The 15,869-nt window shown below is 66.4% G+C and carries 12 protein-coding genes; 7 read left to right on the top strand and 5 right to left on the bottom strand.

The window, feature by feature from the left end; translation table 11 throughout:
* The first annotated feature begins 73 nt into the window (after positions 1-73).
* The 3 genes from rpoB (at position 74) to D5S18_RS09290 (ending at position 8,310) form a co-directional block, all read left to right on the top strand.
* Positions 74-3,565, top strand: a complete 3,492-nt coding sequence (gene rpoB / locus D5S18_RS09300; protein WP_120039423.1) for a DNA-directed RNA polymerase subunit beta — start codon at positions 74-76, stop codon at positions 3,563-3,565.
* A 104-nt stretch (positions 3,566-3,669) separates the two neighbouring features.
* A complete protein-coding gene (locus tag D5S18_RS09295) occupies positions 3,670-7,623 on the top strand; it encodes a DNA-directed RNA polymerase subunit beta' (RefSeq protein WP_120039422.1) in 3,954 nt (1,317 codons plus the stop codon).
* Positions 7,624-7,881: 258 nt separating this feature from the next.
* Positions 7,882-8,310, top strand: a complete 429-nt coding sequence (locus D5S18_RS09290) for a CD225/dispanin family protein (RefSeq protein ID WP_120039421.1) — start codon at positions 7,882-7,884, stop codon at positions 8,308-8,310.
* Positions 8,311-8,675: 365 nt separating this feature from the next.
* On the opposite strand, the gene D5S18_RS09285 is transcribed toward D5S18_RS09290, so the two are convergent.
* Complete coding sequence (locus D5S18_RS09285; RefSeq protein WP_120039420.1) at positions 8,676-9,683, bottom strand: aldo/keto reductase; 1,008 nt, start codon at positions 9,681-9,683, stop codon at positions 8,676-8,678.
* A gap of 102 nt (positions 9,684-9,785) precedes the next feature.
* On the opposite strand from D5S18_RS09285, the gene D5S18_RS09280 reads away from it, so the two are divergent.
* On the top strand, positions 9,786-10,646 hold the full coding sequence (locus D5S18_RS09280) for a helix-turn-helix transcriptional regulator (RefSeq protein ID WP_120039419.1): 861 nt from the start codon (positions 9,786-9,788) through the stop codon (positions 10,644-10,646).
* A gap of 27 nt (positions 10,647-10,673) precedes the next feature.
* Here D5S18_RS09280 and D5S18_RS09275 read toward each other — a convergent pair whose 3' ends face one another.
* The gene (locus D5S18_RS09275) at positions 10,674-11,663 is read right to left on the bottom strand and encodes a pirin family protein (protein WP_120039418.1); all 990 of its coding nucleotides are present in this window, start codon (positions 11,661-11,663) and stop codon (positions 10,674-10,676) included.
* Positions 11,660-11,968, bottom strand: a complete 309-nt coding sequence (locus tag D5S18_RS09270) for a GNAT family N-acetyltransferase (protein WP_120039417.1) — start codon at positions 11,966-11,968, stop codon at positions 11,660-11,662. The genes D5S18_RS09275 and D5S18_RS09270 overlap by 4 nt, the downstream gene beginning before the upstream one ends.
* Before the next feature lie 154 nt (positions 11,969-12,122).
* Between D5S18_RS09270 and D5S18_RS09265 the strand changes: the two genes are divergently transcribed.
* Together D5S18_RS09265 and D5S18_RS09260 are read left to right on the top strand one after the other, a co-directional pair.
* Positions 12,123-12,293: a hypothetical protein gene (locus D5S18_RS09265; RefSeq protein WP_203236668.1), complete on the top strand. Its 171-nt coding sequence runs from the start codon at positions 12,123-12,125 to the stop codon at positions 12,291-12,293.
* A 36-nt stretch (positions 12,294-12,329) separates the two neighbouring features.
* Positions 12,330-12,533 (top strand): hypothetical protein, encoded by a 204-nt coding sequence (locus D5S18_RS09260; protein ID WP_120039415.1) that lies wholly within the window; start codon positions 12,330-12,332, stop codon positions 12,531-12,533.
* A 10-nt stretch (positions 12,534-12,543) separates the two neighbouring features.
* On the opposite strand, the gene D5S18_RS09255 is transcribed toward D5S18_RS09260, so the two are convergent.
* The gene (locus D5S18_RS09255) at positions 12,544-13,035 is read right to left on the bottom strand and encodes a SixA phosphatase family protein (protein ID WP_120039414.1); all 492 of its coding nucleotides are present in this window, start codon (positions 13,033-13,035) and stop codon (positions 12,544-12,546) included.
* 161 nt (positions 13,036-13,196) lie between these two features.
* Between D5S18_RS09255 and D5S18_RS09250 the strand changes: the two genes are divergently transcribed.
* A complete protein-coding gene (locus D5S18_RS09250; protein ID WP_120039413.1) occupies positions 13,197-14,867 on the top strand; it encodes an FAD-dependent oxidoreductase in 1,671 nt (556 codons plus the stop codon).
* Positions 14,868-14,916: 49 nt separating this feature from the next.
* Here D5S18_RS09250 and D5S18_RS09245 read toward each other — a convergent pair whose 3' ends face one another.
* The gene (locus D5S18_RS09245) at positions 14,917-15,690 is read right to left on the bottom strand and encodes an acyl-[acyl-carrier-protein] thioesterase (RefSeq protein WP_203236667.1); all 774 of its coding nucleotides are present in this window, start codon (positions 15,688-15,690) and stop codon (positions 14,917-14,919) included.
* Positions 15,691-15,869: the final 179 nt, after the last annotated feature.

Here is a 15,869-nt window from a genome sequence, read left to right as displayed (position 1 = left end):
TGGGACGTGACCAGCGAGAATCTGAACGTAGCAGACAAGCGACGGTCGCGGACCACCACGCGACGCGCGTGAGGTGCTGGAAGGACGCATCTTGGCAGTCTCCACCCAGACCAAGGCAGTTGCCGGAATCCCCGGAGCCCCTAAGCGGGTGTCTTTCGCGAAAATTCGCGAGCCCTTGGAGGTACCGGGTCTTCTCGATCTTCAAACGGAATCGTTCGCCTGGTTGATCGGTTCGCCGCAATGGCGCGAGCGGGCCGCCGCTCGTGGTGACGTCGGCCTAGTCGGTGGGTTGGAGGAGGTGCTCGAGGAGCTCTCGCCCATCGAGGACTTCTCCGGCTCCATGTCCCTGTCCTTCTCCGATCCGCGCTTCGAAGAGGTCAAGGCCTCGATCGACGAGTGCAAAGACAAGGACATGACCTACGCGGCCCCCTTGTTCGTGACCGCGGAGTTCATCAACAACAACACCGGCGAGATCAAGAGCCAGACGGTCTTCATGGGTGATTTCCCGATGATGACCGACAAGGGCACCTTCATCATCAACGGCACCGAGCGTGTGGTCGTCTCGCAGCTCGTCCGTTCGCCGGGCGTCTACTTCGATCACTCCGTCGACAAGGGCACCGAGAAGGATCTGCACAGCGTGCGGGTCATCCCGAGCCGCGGCGCGTGGTTGGAATTCGACGTCGACAAGCGCGACACCGTGGGTGTGCGCATCGATCGCAAGCGTCGTCAGCCGGTCACCGTGCTGCTCAAGGCGCTGGGCTGGACCGCGGAAGAGATCCACGAGCGCTTCGGCTTCTCCGAGATCATGATGTCCACCCTGGAGAAGGACAACACGGCGGGCCAGGACGAGGCGCTGCTCGATATCTACCGCAAGCTGCGTCCGGGCGAGCCGCCGACCAAGGAGTCGGCGCAGACCCTGCTGGAGAACCTGTTCTTCAAGGAGAAGCGCTACGACCTGGCGCGCGTCGGTCGCTACAAGATCAACAAGAAGCTCGGCATCCACCTGGGCGAGCAGGTCACCGGCTCGGTGCTGACGAAGGAAGATATCGTCAACACCATCGAGTACCTGGTGCGTCTGCACTCCGGTGACAAGATGATGACCGCGCCGGGCGGGGCCGAGGTGCCGGTCGAGGTCGACGATATCGACCACTTCGGCAACCGTCGCCTGCGCACCGTCGGCGAGCTCATCCAGAACCAGATCCGGGTCGGTCTGTCCCGGATGGAGCGTGTGGTCCGCGAGCGGATGACCACCCAGGACGTCGAGGCCATCACGCCGCAGACCCTGATCAACATCCGCCCGGTCGTGGCCGCGATCAAGGAGTTCTTCGGAACCTCCCAGCTCTCGCAGTTCATGGACCAGAACAACCCGCTCTCGGGCCTGACCCACAAGCGTCGCCTCTCGGCGCTGGGTCCCGGCGGTCTGTCCCGTGAGCGTGCGGGCCTCGAGGTCCGCGACGTGCACCCCTCGCACTACGGCCGCATGTGCCCGATCGAGACCCCGGAAGGCCCGAACATCGGCCTGATCGGCTCGCTGTCGGTGTACGCGCGGGTCAACCCGTTCGGCTTCATCGAGACGCCCTACCGCAAGGTCATCGACGGTCGGGTCACCGACGATGTCGTCTACCTGACCGCCGACGAGGAGGACCGCCACATCCGTGCGCAGGCCAACTCGCCGGTCGACGCCGACGGCCGGTTCCTCGAGGACCGCGTCCTGGTGCGCCGTGCCGGTGAAGAGGTCGAGTTCGTCGCCGCCGCCGAGGTGGACTATATGGACGTCTCGCCGCGCCAGATGGTGTCGGTGGCCACGGCCATGATCCCGTTCCTCGAGCACGACGACGCGAACCGCGCACTGATGGGCGCGAATATGCAGCGTCAGGCCGTGCCGCTGATCCGTTCCGAGTCGCCGCTGGTCGGCACCGGCATGGAATTGCGCGCCGCGGTGGACGCGGGCGATGTCGTGGTCAACGAGAAGGCGGGCGTGGTCGAGGAGGTCTCGGCCGATTACGTCACCGTCATGGCCGACGACGGCACCCGCAAGTCCTACCGGATGCGCAAGTTCAACCGGTCGAACCAGGGCACCTGCTCCAACCAGCGTCCGATCGTGGACGAGGGTCAGCGGGTCGAGCACGGTCAGGTGCTCGCCGACGGTCCGTGCACCGAGAACGGCGAGATGGCGCTGGGCAAGAACCTGCTCGTGGCCATCATGCCGTGGGAGGGCCACAACTACGAGGACGCGATCATCCTGTCGCAGCGCCTCGTGGAGGAGGACGTCCTCACCTCGATCCACATCGAGGAGCATGAGATCGATGCCCGCGACACCAAGCTGGGCGCCGAGGAGATCACCAGGGATATCCCGAATGTCTCCGATGAGGTGCTCGCCGATCTGGACGAGCGCGGCATCGTGCGCATCGGTGCCGAGGTCCGCGACGGCGACATCCTGGTCGGCAAGGTCACCCCGAAGGGCGAGACCGAGCTGACCCCGGAGGAGCGGCTGCTGCGCGCGATCTTCGGCGAGAAGGCGCGCGAGGTGCGCGACACCTCCCTGAAGGTGCCGCACGGCGAGTCCGGCAAGGTCATCGGCATCCGGGTCTTCTCCCGCGAGGACGACGACGACCTGCCCCCCGGTGTCAACGAGCTGGTGCGCGTGTACGTGGCGCAGAAGCGCAAGATCCAGGACGGCGACAAGCTCGCCGGTCGCCACGGCAACAAGGGCGTCATCGGCAAGATCCTCCCCACCGAGGACATGCCGTTCATGCCCGACGGCACCCCGGTCGACATCATCCTGAACACCCACGGCGTGCCGCGTCGTATGAATATCGGTCAGATCCTGGAGACCCACCTCGGCTGGATCGGCAAGGCGGGCTGGCAGGTCGACGGCGAACCCGAGTGGGCCAAGAACCTGCCCGAGGAGATGCTCGGCGCGCCCGCCGACTCGAATATCGCCACCCCGGTGTTCGACGGTGCGCGCGAGGAGGAGCTGACCGGTCTGCTCGCCTCGACCCTGCCCAACCGCGACGGTGAGCGCATGGTCGACGAGAACGGCAAGGCGATCCTGTTCGACGGTCGCTCCGGCGAGCCGTTCCCGTACCCGGTGGCGGTCGGCTACATGTACATCCTGAAGCTGCACCACCTGGTCGACGACAAGATCCACGCCCGTTCGACCGGTCCGTACTCGATGATCACCCAGCAGCCGCTCGGTGGTAAGGCGCAGTTCGGTGGTCAGCGTTTCGGCGAAATGGAGTGCTGGGCCATGCAGGCCTACGGCGCGGCCTACACGCTGCAGGAGCTGCTGACCATCAAGTCCGACGATGTCGTTGGCCGCGTGAAGGTCTACGAGGCGATCGTCAAGGGCGAGAACATCCCGGAGCCGGGTATTCCGGAGTCGTTCAAGGTGCTGCTCAAGGAGTTGCAGTCGCTGTGCCTCAATGTCGAGGTGCTGTCCTCCGACGGTGCGGCGATCGAGTTGCGCGAGGGCGAGGACGAGGATCTGGAGCGGGCCGCCGCCAATCTGGGCATCAACCTGTCCCGGAACGAAGCGGCCACCGTCGACGATTTGGCCAACTAGGTGGTGGGCCGAATGTCGTTGTTCGTCAACGACATTCGGCCTCCGCGTTCGGTAACCAGTGAACTTTTGCTCGAATTCGACCCGAACAGGGGAAAGGAAGTTACGTGCTAGACGTCAACTTCTTCGATGAACTCCGGATCGGCCTGGCCACCGCAGAAGACATCCGCCAGTGGTCCTACGGTGAGGTGAAGAAGCCGGAGACCATCAACTACCGCACGCTCAAGCCGGAGAAGGATGGCTTGTTCTGTGAGAAGATCTTCGGTCCCACCAGGGATTGGGAGTGCTACTGCGGCAAGTACAAGCGCGTGCGCTTCAAGGGCATCATCTGTGAGCGCTGCGGCGTCGAGGTGACCCGCGCCAAGGTGCGCCGCGAGCGGATGGGCCATATCGAACTGGCCGCTCCCGTCACCCACATCTGGTACTTCAAGGGCGTGCCCTCGCGCCTGGGCTACCTGCTCGATCTGGCCCCGAAGGATCTGGAAAAGATCATCTACTTCGCCGCCTACGTCATCGTCGGCGTCGACGACGAACTGCGCCACAACGAGCAGTCCACCCTCGAGGCCGAGATGGAGGTCGAGAAGAAGGCCGTCGCCGATCAGCGCGACGCCGACCTCGAGGCCCGCGCCCAGAAGCTCGAGGCCGATCTGGCCGAACTCGAGCAGGAGGGCGCCAAGTCCGACGTCCGCCGCAAGGTCAAGGACGGCGGCGAGCGCGAGATGCGTCAGCTGCGCGACCGCGCCCAGCGCGAGCTGGACCGGCTCGAGGAGATCTGGACCACCTTCACCAAGCTGTCGGTCAAGCAGTTGATCGTGGACGAGGTGCTCTACCGCGAGCTCATCGACCGCTACGGCGAGTACTTCACCGGCGCGATGGGCGCGGAGTCCATCCAGAAGCTGATGGAGAACTTCGACATCGACGCCGAGGCCGAGAACCTGCGCGAAACCATTCGCAGCGGCAAGGGCCAGAAGAAGCTGCGCGCGCTCAAGCGACTCAAGGTGGTCGCGGCGTTCCAGGCCAATGGCAATTCGCCCATGGGCATGGTGCTCGACGCGGTCCCGGTGATCCCGCCGGAACTGCGCCCGATGGTCCAGCTCGACGGTGGCCGCTTCGCCACCTCCGACCTGAACGACCTGTACCGCCGCGTCATCAACCGCAACAACCGCCTCAAGCGACTGATCGATCTCGGCGCCCCCGAGATCATCGTCAACAACGAGAAGCGGATGCTGCAGGAGTCCGTGGACGCGCTGTTCGACAATGGCCGCCGCGGCCGTCCGGTCACCGGACCGGGCAACCGTCCGCTCAAGTCGCTGTCGGATCTGCTCAAGGGCAAGCAGGGCCGGTTCCGCCAGAACCTGCTCGGTAAGCGCGTCGACTATTCGGGCCGTTCGGTCATCGTCGTCGGCCCGCAGCTCAAGCTGCACCAGTGCGGTCTGCCCAAGCTGATGGCGCTGGAGCTGTTCAAACCGTTCGTGATGAAGCGCCTGGTCGACCTGAACCACGCGCAGAACATCAAGTCCGCCAAGCGGATGGTGGAGCGGCAGCGCTCCCAGGTGTGGGATGTCCTCGAAGAGGTCATCGCCGAGCACCCGGTGCTGCTCAACCGCGCGCCCACCCTGCACCGCCTCGGTATCCAGGCCTTCGAGCCGCAGCTGGTCGAAGGCAAGGCCATCCAGCTGCACCCGCTGGTCTGTGAGGCGTTCAACGCCGACTTCGACGGTGACCAGATGGCCGTGCACCTGCCGCTGTCGGCGGAGGCGCAGGCCGAGGCCCGCATCCTGATGCTGTCGTCGAACAACATCCTCTCGCCCGCCTCGGGCCGCCCGCTCGCCATGCCCCGCCTGGACATGGTGACCGGCCTGTACTACCTGACCCGCCTGGAAGAGGGCGCGAAGGGCGAGTACCGGCCCGCGACCAAGGACGAGCCGGAATTCGGCGTCTACTCCTCGCCCGCCGAGGCGCAGATGGCCGTGGATCGCGGCGAGCTCACCGTGCGCTCCAACATCAAGGTCCGGCTGACAGAACAGCGTCCGCCCAAGGACGTCGAGGCGGAGCTGTTCCCCGAGGGCTGGCAGCGCGGCGACGCGTGGACCACCGAGACCACGCTGGGTCGGGTGCTGTTCAACGAGCTGCTCCCGGTGGACTACGCGTTCATCAACGAGCCCATGCCCAAGAAGCGGCAGGCGACGATCATCAACGATCTCGCCGAGCGCTACCCGATGATCGTGGTCGCGCAAACCGTGGACAAGCTCAAGGACGCGGGCTTCTACTGGGCCACCCGCTCCGGTGTCACCGTCTCCATGTCCGACGTGCTGGTGCCGCCGGAGAAGGCGGAGATCATGGAGCGCTACGAGGCGCAGTCCGACCAGATCGAGAAGAAGTACCAGCGCGGCGCGCTGGACCACCAGGAGCGCAACAACGCCCTGGTCAAGATCTGGCAGGAGGCCACCGAGGAGGTCGGTAAGGCGCTGCGCGCGCACTACCCGGCCGACAACCCGATCATCACGATCGTCGACTCGGGCGCGACCGGTAACTTCACCCAGACCCGTACCCTCGCCGGTATGAAGGGCCTGGTCACCAACCCGAAGGGTGAGTTCATCCCGCGGCCGATCAAGTCCTCCTTCCGTGAGGGCCTGACGGTGCTGGAGTACTTCATCAACACCCACGGCGCGCGAAAGGGTCTGGCCGACACCGCCCTGCGCACCGCCGACTCGGGCTACCTGACCCGTCGTCTGGTGGACGTCTCGCAGGATGTCATCGTGCGCGAGACCGACTGTGGCACCGAGCGCGGCATCATCGTGCCGATCGCGGAGAAGCAGGCCGATGGCTCGCTCATTCGCGACGCGCATGTGGAGACCTCCACCTACGCGCGCACCCTGGCGGCCGACGCGGTCGACGCCAAGGGCAATGTCATCGTGTCGAAGGGTCACGACCTGGGTGATCCGGCGCTCGAGGCGCTGCTCGATGCCGGTATCACCGAGGTGAAGGTCCGCTCCGTGCTGACCTGCACCACCGGCACCGGCGTTTGCGCGGTCTGCTACGGCCGTTCGATGGCCACCGGCAAGCTGGTCGATATCGGCGAGGCCGTCGGCATCGTCGCCGCCCAGTCCATCGGTGAGCCCGGTACCCAGCTGACCATGCGCACCTTCCACCAGGGTGGTGTCGCGGGTGACGACATCACCGGTGGTCTGCCCCGTGTGCAGGAACTGTTCGAGGCCCGCGTGCCCAAGGGCAAGGCCCCCATCGCGGAGGTCTCGGGTCGGGTGCGCATGGAGGACGACGACCGCTTCTACAAGATCACCATCATCCCGGATGACGGTGGCGAAGAGGTTGTCTACGACAAGCTCTCCAAGCGGCAGCGGCTGCGCGTGTTCAAGCACGACGACGGCTCCGAGCGTCTGCTCTCCGACGGCGACCACGTCGAGGTCGGCCAGCAGTTGCTCGAGGGTGCGGCCGATCCGCACGAGGTGCTGCGCGTGATGGGTCCGCGTCAGGTGCAGATCCACCTGGTCCACGAGGTCCAGGAGGTGTACCGGTCGCAGGGTGTGTCCATCCACGACAAGCACATCGAGGTCATCGTCCGGCAGATGCTGCGGCGCGTCACGATCATCGATTCGGGTGCGACGGAGTTCCTGCCCGGCTCGCTGACCGAGCGCTCGGAGTTCGAGGCGGCCAACCGTCGCGTCGTCGCCGAGGGCGGGGAGCCCGCCTCGGGTCGTCCGGTGCTGATGGGTATCACCAAGGCGTCGCTGGCCACCGATTCGTGGCTGTCGGCGGCCTCCTTCCAGGAGACCACCCGTGTGCTCACGGACGCGGCGATCAACTGCCGCTCCGACAAGCTCATCGGCCTGAAGGAGAACGTGATCATCGGTAAGCTCATCCCGGCGGGTACCGGTATCAACCGGTACCGGAACATCCAGGTGCAGCCCACCGAGGAGGCGCGCGCTCAGGCGTACGCGGTGCCGTCCTACGACGACACCTACTACAGCCCGGAGAGCTTCGGCCAGACCACCGGTGCTGCCGTGCCGCTGGACGACTACGGGTTCAGCGACTACCGCTAGGCGTACCTCTGCCTTCGCTCCGGCATGCGCGGGGCTATGGGCGGCTTCGCAGGCAGTGCCCATCAGGCACTAGAGCAAGGACGGCCCCCGCATCGAAAGATGCGGGGGCCGTTCGCGTTTCGCGAGGAATGCGGTGGGGTAACTCCGGTACCGGCGTTCGATTCCGCGAGTCGATTCGACTGCGGGATTGTGGGGCGCTAGATTGCTCGGCGAGGGGGGAATCGGACATTCCTCCTCGCGTGAAGGAGAGTGCTTTTCATGACATATGGGCAGACCCCTGGCTGGCCCAATGAGCCGTACCCCAATAGTGGCGGCCAGCCGCAGGATCCGGGATTTCAGCCGCAATATCCGCAGCCGGGCGGATATCAGCCGGGATATCCCCAACCGGGTGGATATCAGCCCGGATATCAGCAGCCGCAGGGCGAGATGCCGCCGAATCACTTGGCGTGGGCCATCATTGCCACGGTGTTCGGCCTGTTCTTCTGCGGGTTTATCGGTCTCGGATTGGGTATCACTTCGGTAGTGTTCGCCAACCAGGTGAAATCCAAGTGGGGCATGGGCGATTACCAGGGCGCCGTCGAATCCTCGAACAAGGCGAAGACCTGGGCGATCGCAACGACCGTCGCCAATGCGATCGGATTGGTCGTGGTGATCTTCGCGTTTGCCGCTCAGTCGGTAACCACGTAGGCGTACCAATCGCCGAAATTCGGTTTCGATTGTCGGTGGTCCTTGCTACCGTCGGGATACCGAATATGACGAGAGGTAGTACATGATGGCGACGGAGATGGGGTTCAGGCGGCGGTTGCGCGTACTGCGCGCTGCTGTGGAACGTCGTGTCCTGCAAGCGATATCGGCGTCGTCGGGGGAGCGGGCCTGCCGGTCGACCGGTGGCCGTTAGGGCGGATATTTCTCCGACGTCGATGTCCGGTGGTGATTCACCATTGGCGAATATTTCGGAATTGCTCGGCATATCCGGAAATTCGGCGGTGTTCGTTCGCCGCTGATCCGTTGCCCGCGCGGGAGGGCGCGATTCGCGCCCTCCTGAATGCGTCTCAGCGTTCGCTGTCCAGCATGGCCATCTGCGCGCTCGCGTAGCGTTCGCCCGCCACCTGATCGGCGGGCACCGCGGCCTCGATGGCCGCCAATTCCGCTGCGGTGAGGGTGATATCGAGCGCGCCAACGGTTTCCGCCCAGCGCGCCGTGGTGCGTGCGCCGAGGATGGGCACGATATCCGCGCCGCGGGTGAGCACCCAGGCGATGGCCAATTGCGCCACCGAAACTCCACGCGCGCGGGCGATCTCGCCCAGCGCGTCGACCAGTCGCATATTCCGATCCAGGTTCTCGCCCTGGAAACGCGGGCTGTGCGCGCGGAAATCGGTGGGGGCGAAGGTGGTTCCCGGTCGCACCGAATCGCTGAGCAGACCTCGGGACAGCACACCGTAGGCGGTGATGCCGATACCGAGTTCACGGCAGGTCGGCGCGATGGCGTCCTCGATACCGCGCGAGATCAGCGAGTACTCGATCTGGAGATCCACGATCGGATGCACGGCGGCGGCGCGCCGGATGGTGTCCGGACCGACCTCGGACAGTCCGATATGGCGCACATAACCCGCCTGGACGAGTTCGGCGATGGCCCCGATGGTGTCCTCGATCGGGACATTCGGGTCGAGCCGGGCCAGGCGGTACACATCGATATGGTCGACGCCCAGCCGCTGCAACGAGTAGGACAGGAAGTTGCGCACGGCGGCGGGGCGGCCGTCGGTGCCGACGAAAGCGCCGTCGGGGCCGCGCATCGCACCGAACTTCACGCTCAGGACAACTTCGTCACGGGGCCGTTCGGCGATGGCGCGGCCGATCAGCATCTCGTTGTGGCCCATGCCGTAGAAATCGCCGGTATCGATCAGGTTGGCTCCGGAATCGAGTGCCGCGTGCACGGTGGCCACTGATTCGACCTCGCTGGCGGGGCCGTACATACCGGACATGCCCATCGCGCCGAGGCCGATGCGGCCGACACGGGGACCGGTGCTGCCGAGTTGGACTGAGGGGATCGTCTGCGTCATGCAATAGAGCCTGTCCTATGATCGCGGGCCGCGGCAGAGATTGTTCATCGGGGGATCGCCGATCCCTGGCAAATGGCGCGGGTCTCCGGGAGAGTTACGGGTATGGATCGCCCCGAACTGGCCGATTTCCTGCGCAGACGTCGCGAGCAGTTGACCCCGGCGGAGGTCGGGCTACCGCCCGGCGCGCGCAGGCGAACCCCCGGTCTGCGCCGGGACGAGGTCGCCATGCTGGCCGGTATGTCCACGGATTACTACACCCGTCTGGAGCAGTCGCGCGGCCCTCGCCCCTCGGTGCAGGTGCTCGACGCGCTGGCCAGGGCGCTGCGCTACTCGGCCGATGAGCGCGACCACCTGTACCACCTGGTCGGTCATCCGGCCCCCGCGCATTCGCGCGCCGACCGGCACGTCGGGCCGGGGATCATGCATCTGCTCGCCAAACTCGACGACGCGCCCGCCACGGTGATCACCGATCTGGGCGAATCGCTGGTGCAGAACCGCATGCACACCCTGCTGGTCGGCGACAACACGCTGCTGCGCGGATGGCAGCGGTTCTACGCCTATCGCTGGTTCGTCGAACCGGAGTCGCGGTCGGCCTTCCCACAGGAGGACTGGGATCGGCTGGGCCGCAAACATGTCGCCGATCTGCGGGCCACCGCCGCGCGCCGCGCGGGCGACGCCGACGTCACCGAGTACATCGCGCTCATGCGTTCCGCCAGCACCGAATTCGCCGCGCTATGGGACGAACACGAGGTGGCCGTGCGCCTTTCGGACGTCAAGCGCATCGCTCACCCGGAGGTCGGCCTCATCGCGTGCACCTGCGAGACACTGCTGACCCCGAACGCCCAACAGCGCCTCCTGGTGTACCTGCCGCTCCCCGGCACCGACGCGGCCGAGCGTCTGGACCTGCTGCGTGTCATCGGCACTCAAACGCTGACCGCCGAGGCGGGACATGCCTCTAGCTGAGCACCGGGGTGGGATCGGCAGCCGAATTCAGTGGTGGTTCGGGCCGATTCGGCGTTTGCGGGGTTTGAGGTGCAGCGGGGGCAGGGGTGGGGCCGGGATGCGTTGGGTCGGTGGGTGGCCCGCGATATCGGCGAAGCGGGTGGTGTCGTGGCGCTCCCAGTCGGCGCGGGCGGTGGCGATCTCCTCGTGGGTGCGGCCGACGAAATTCCACCACATGACCAGTTCCTCGGCGAAGGGTTCACCGCCGATCAGGGCGAAGTGCGCGCCGACGGTGCTGCTCAGGACCAGGTCTTCGCGGTCGGTGCCCAGGTAGAGCAGCGGACCCGGCGCGAGTTCGTGACCGTCGGCGGTGAGTTGGCCGTCGATCACGAGAAGTGCGTGCTCGAAACGGTTCTCGAGCGGGATGCGCACCTTCGCGCCGGGTTCGAGGCGGATATCGGCGCCGACGATCGGGGTGTAGGCGACGGCCGGGGAGGTCAGGCCCGCGAGGGTGCCGATGAGTACGGTGGCGCGCAGGCCCGGCGCGGTGTAGACGGGCAATTCGCGATGCTGTTCGAAGTGGGGTTCGATGCCGGTGTTGCTGCCGGGCAGGGCGATCCACAGTTGGAGTCCGTGACCCGCGGGCGCGGCGCGGTCGGCGTACTCCGAATGCGCGATGCCGCGACCCGAGGTCATCAGATTGAGCTGGCCCGGTTCGATCATCACCTCCGAACCCACCGAATCCCGATGCCGGATGCGGCCCTCGAACGGCCAGGTCACCGTTTGCAGGCCGATGTGCGGGTGCGGATCGATATCCGGGGGCGCATCGGTCTTGGTGAGTGTCGGCGCACCGAAATGGTCCAGGAAGCACCACGCCCCGACGGTCGGCAGATCGCGCTGCGGCAGCACCCGCTCGACGAAGACGCCGCGCACACCGCCGAGCGGCACCTCCCGCGCCGGATAGCGCTCGGCCACCGGACCCGGACCGGGGGAGGGCTCGCAGACGTCGCAGCCCGGCGCGGCCTCGAGATCACTCACCGAATGACGCCCTTCCCGATCACCTGCGCGTCGTACTCCGGATGCTTGTCCAGCCACGACTTGATGAACGGGCACAGCGGCCGGATCACCCGGCCGCGCCGCACCACATCGTCGAGCGCGCCCTTGGCCAGAATGCCGCCGAGCCCCTTACCCGCGAAGGCGCTGTCCACCTCGGTGTGGACGAATACCGTCTCGTCGCCTATTTCCTCGTATTCGGCGAATCCGGCGAGCGCGCCGTCGTAGCGGATCTCGTAACGCTGCTCCGCCGGGTTGTCGCCGACCTCGATCTGTGCCGCTTCGGTCATGGCGGGTGCTCCTTCCGGAATGCCGTGGGTGCTTCCCGCAGCGTACTCACGACGCCTTTACGGTCGTATATGGAACCCGTAGAGATCATCGGGTACCTCTCGCGCGCCGTGGCGCGGCGGATCGACAATGACAGGCTCGAGAAGGAGAAATGTCATGGGATTGCGCTACCGCACCGCGCCCGAGCTCGTTTCCGCGTGCCGCCGCAACGCGCAACGGATGTGGGCCAGGCACCACCTGACCCCGCAGGAGCGCGCGAATCTACTGGCCTCGTGGACGCCTCCCGCCGTGATCACCGCCTCGCTGGGCGGCCACTCGAGACACTGAGCCCGAAAACCGGATTTCCGGCATACGCTGGATGCCATGCCTGGTAAGGAAATCAAGCGGATTCGGGCGCGTTCCGCCCTGGAGACCGTCAAGGAATCCCCGGTGATCGCGGCCGTCGCCGCCGCCCCCTTCGTGGTCGCGCTCGGCGTCGTCTGGTGGCTGTTCGGCGGATTCGCCGCCTTCGTGCTGCTGGTGGTGCTCGGCGTGGTCGCTGTGGCGGGAGGCAAGCTGCTGAAGTAGCGGGGCAGGCTCAGCGCGGGATGTGGAAGCGCACCAGTTCGCCCGTGCCCGCGTCGATATCGGCCCACGGCCGGTCGAATTCCAGCACTGCCAGCGCGGAGGTCGGGAATTTGCGGCTCAGCTCCACCGCCTGGTCGGAATCCCGATTGCCGGCCAATTCCCAAGCCGTCCACGGCATCCCCGGCGCGTGCCCGATGACGAGCAGTGTCTCGACGGAATCGTCGCCGAGCTGGATCAACTCGATCAGCGCGCGCGGCGCTGCCTCGTAGATTCCGGCCTCGTAGACCACGGGCGCATCGATTCCGGTGGCGGTCAGGGTCTGTCTGGTGCGGGTGGCGGTCGAGCAGCGCACCGCGTCGATGGGCGGTTGCGTGCGGCGCAGCCACTGCCCGGCCAATCCGGCCTCGCGTCGCCCGCGCGGTGCCAGCGGCCGCTCGTGATCGCCCACACCCTCGGGATACGCCGATTTACCGTGCCGCATCAGGATCAGGGTCCGCACCATAGCGCTACGGTAATGCTTCCGGGACGGCGTCCGATTAAACCCCTCCGGCGCGGAGGTCTGTAACACACTCGAGGCAAACTGAAAGGTGCGTCACAATCCGGCGCCCCGCGACCCCGGCTGCGGGAGCCCAGCCCACGTACCTTTTCGAGGATCTGCACACTATGGCCTACGTCATTACGCAGCGCTGTTGCAACGACGCCAGCTGCGTTCCAGAGTGCCCGGTCGACTGCATCCGCCCCACCCCGGATCAGCCGGAGTTCGCGACCACGGAAATGCTCTACATCGACCCCGACACCTGTATCGACTGCGGTGCCTGCGTCGACGCCTGCCCGGTCGAGGCGATCTTCGCCGAGGACGATCTGATCGCGTCGCTGGCGCGCTTCCGCGATGTCAACGCCGCCTATTTCGAACGGCACCCGCTGGAGACGAACTTCGATCCGATCCTCGCGCCGGTCCGCCCACCCAAGGAGTTGGGCACGCTGCGGGTCGCCATCGTCGGCGCGGGACCGGCCGCCTGCTACGCCGCCGAGGATCTGCTGCGGCGCTGCGATGCGCAGGTGGAGATGTTCGATCGGCTGCCGACGCCGTGGGGCCTGGTGCGCGCGGGCGTCGCGCCGGACCATCCCGAGACCAAACTGGTCTCGGGCATGTTCGAATCGGCCTTCCGCCGCGACACGCTGCAGTACTACCTGAATGTCGAGGTGGGCACCCACATCTCGCACGAGGAACTGCTGGCCCACCACCACGCGGTGATCTACGCGGTCGGCGCGTCCACCGATCGGCGCCTGGGTGTGCCGGGCGAGGACCTGCCGGGCAGCCATTCCGCGACCGAATTCGTCGCCTGGTACAACGGTCATCCCGATTACGCGGAGCACGTCTTCGACCTGTCGGGGGAGCGGGCGGTCATCGTCGGCAACGGCAATGTGGCCCTCGATGTCGCGCGGGTGCTCACGATGGACCCACAGGAGCTGGCCAAGACCGATATCGCCGATCACGCGCTGGCGGCGTTGCGGCAGAGCAATATTCGCGAAGTGGTCGTGCTGGGTCGGCGCGGACCGCTGCAAGCCGCGTACACCTCGCCGGAATTCCTTGCCCTCGGTCACCTGAAGGGTGTCGATATCGTCATCGACGCGGCCGAGACGACGCTCGACGCGGGTAGTCGAGCCCTGCTGGAGGATCCGGAGGCCGAGCCCGCGCTGCGGCTCAAATACAACCTGGCCGTGGAGTATTCGCAGGCGCGGCGCGATCCGGCCCACCGCCGCATCGTCTTCCGCTACCTCGCCGCGCCCACCGCGCTCAACGGCGCCGACGCGGTGACATCCGCGGATTTCGCGCACAACGAATTGGTCGAGGAGAACGGCCAATTGGTGGCCCGCGCGACCGACCGAACCGAACGCGTCGAGGCCGGGCTGGTGCTGCGGTCCATCGGATATCGCGGCGAGCCGGTGCCGGATCTGCCGTTCGACGATCGGCGCGGCGTGGTGCCCAACGAGCATGGCCGGGTCATCGGGGCGGATGGCGCGCCGCTGCCCGGCGTGTACGTCAGCGGGTGGATCAAGCGCGGTCCGCGCGGGGTGATCGGTTCCAACCGGGTCGACGCCGAGGAGACGGTGGAGCAGGTGATCACCGATTTCACGGCGGGTCGACTCACCGCGCCGAAGGGCGATCGGGCGGCGCTGAAAACGCTGCTCGCGCAACGGAATGCCGATCTGGTGGATCGGGACGGCTGGCGCGCCATCGACCAGGCGGAGAAGGCGGCGGGCAAGTCGGCCGGGCGACCGCGGGTCAAGCTGACCTCTCGCGAGGATCTGCTCGAGGCCGCCAGGGGGTAGGCCCTGGTCCCGGCATCGGTCGAGCGGCGGCCGATGTCGGGGCAGCGACTCAATTCGGCAGTGGCATGACCCGCACCACCGTGGTGGTGATATCCCCGACCACGAACCACAACCGCAGCATCGGCCGCCCCGTGACATCGCCGGGCTCGTAGCGGCTGCGCACCGTCACGTGCTGGCGCGCCCACACCGGCGCGATGTACTCGATCACCGCCCGGTGCGGCGCGGCCAGCAGCTTGGGATATTCGACCAGGAACTGCTCGACCGCCTGCCAGTAGCAGGCGTTGTTGACGTGGTTGTACTGGTCGATATCGGTGGCGCGCACCGGGAATGGCAGATCGGTATCCGATTCCGGCGGTGTGGCGTCGGTCAGGTAGGGCCGCCAGCGCAGTCTGGTCTCCTCGGTGGATCGCGCCAGGTAGGCCAGGCCCTCGTCGCTGATGCGGGTGGGCATATTGGTGGAGCCGTTGATATTGATCCAGAAGCCCTCTGTCTCGATCAGACCGCCCTTGTCGCTGGTGATCCGGACCCGCATATTGGACCAGCGGGTGGACATGCTCGAGCACCAGCGCAGCAGGTGCACCTCATCGGGCCACAGGATGGGGCGCACCACATCGATGACGGTGCGGCGCACGATCCAATTGGGATCGGTCCGGGCCAGGAAGGTGCGATGCAATTCCTCCCAGGCGATGTCCTGCAGATATCGGGCCACGCCGTCGAAGCGCAGGCGGTCGTAGGGATCCACATCGCCCACCCGGACGGGCCACGCCGCGGCGAAACCCATGCCCTCTGGGGGAAGCGGCGCGAGTGGCTGATCGAATGACACTGGTGCTACTCCCTCGCTGCACGTGGTGCCGCGTACTTCGTGCGGTGCTTGATAGACGACTCTACGGGTCGGGTCGAGCATGCTCGCGTCGAGTCGTCGCTACCCATAGTTATGCCATCGCACGCTCGAGCGCGCCGCAATATCGCTCCGGTCGCTTCTGAATATCGCTCCGGTCGCCC

The organism is Nocardia panacis (assembly GCF_003598715.1).
Classification (GTDB): Bacteria; Actinomycetota; Actinomycetes; order Mycobacteriales; family Mycobacteriaceae; genus Nocardia; species Nocardia panacis.
The sequence above is the reverse complement of the archived record's forward strand: the minus strand, read 5'-3'. Positions and strand labels throughout refer to the sequence as shown.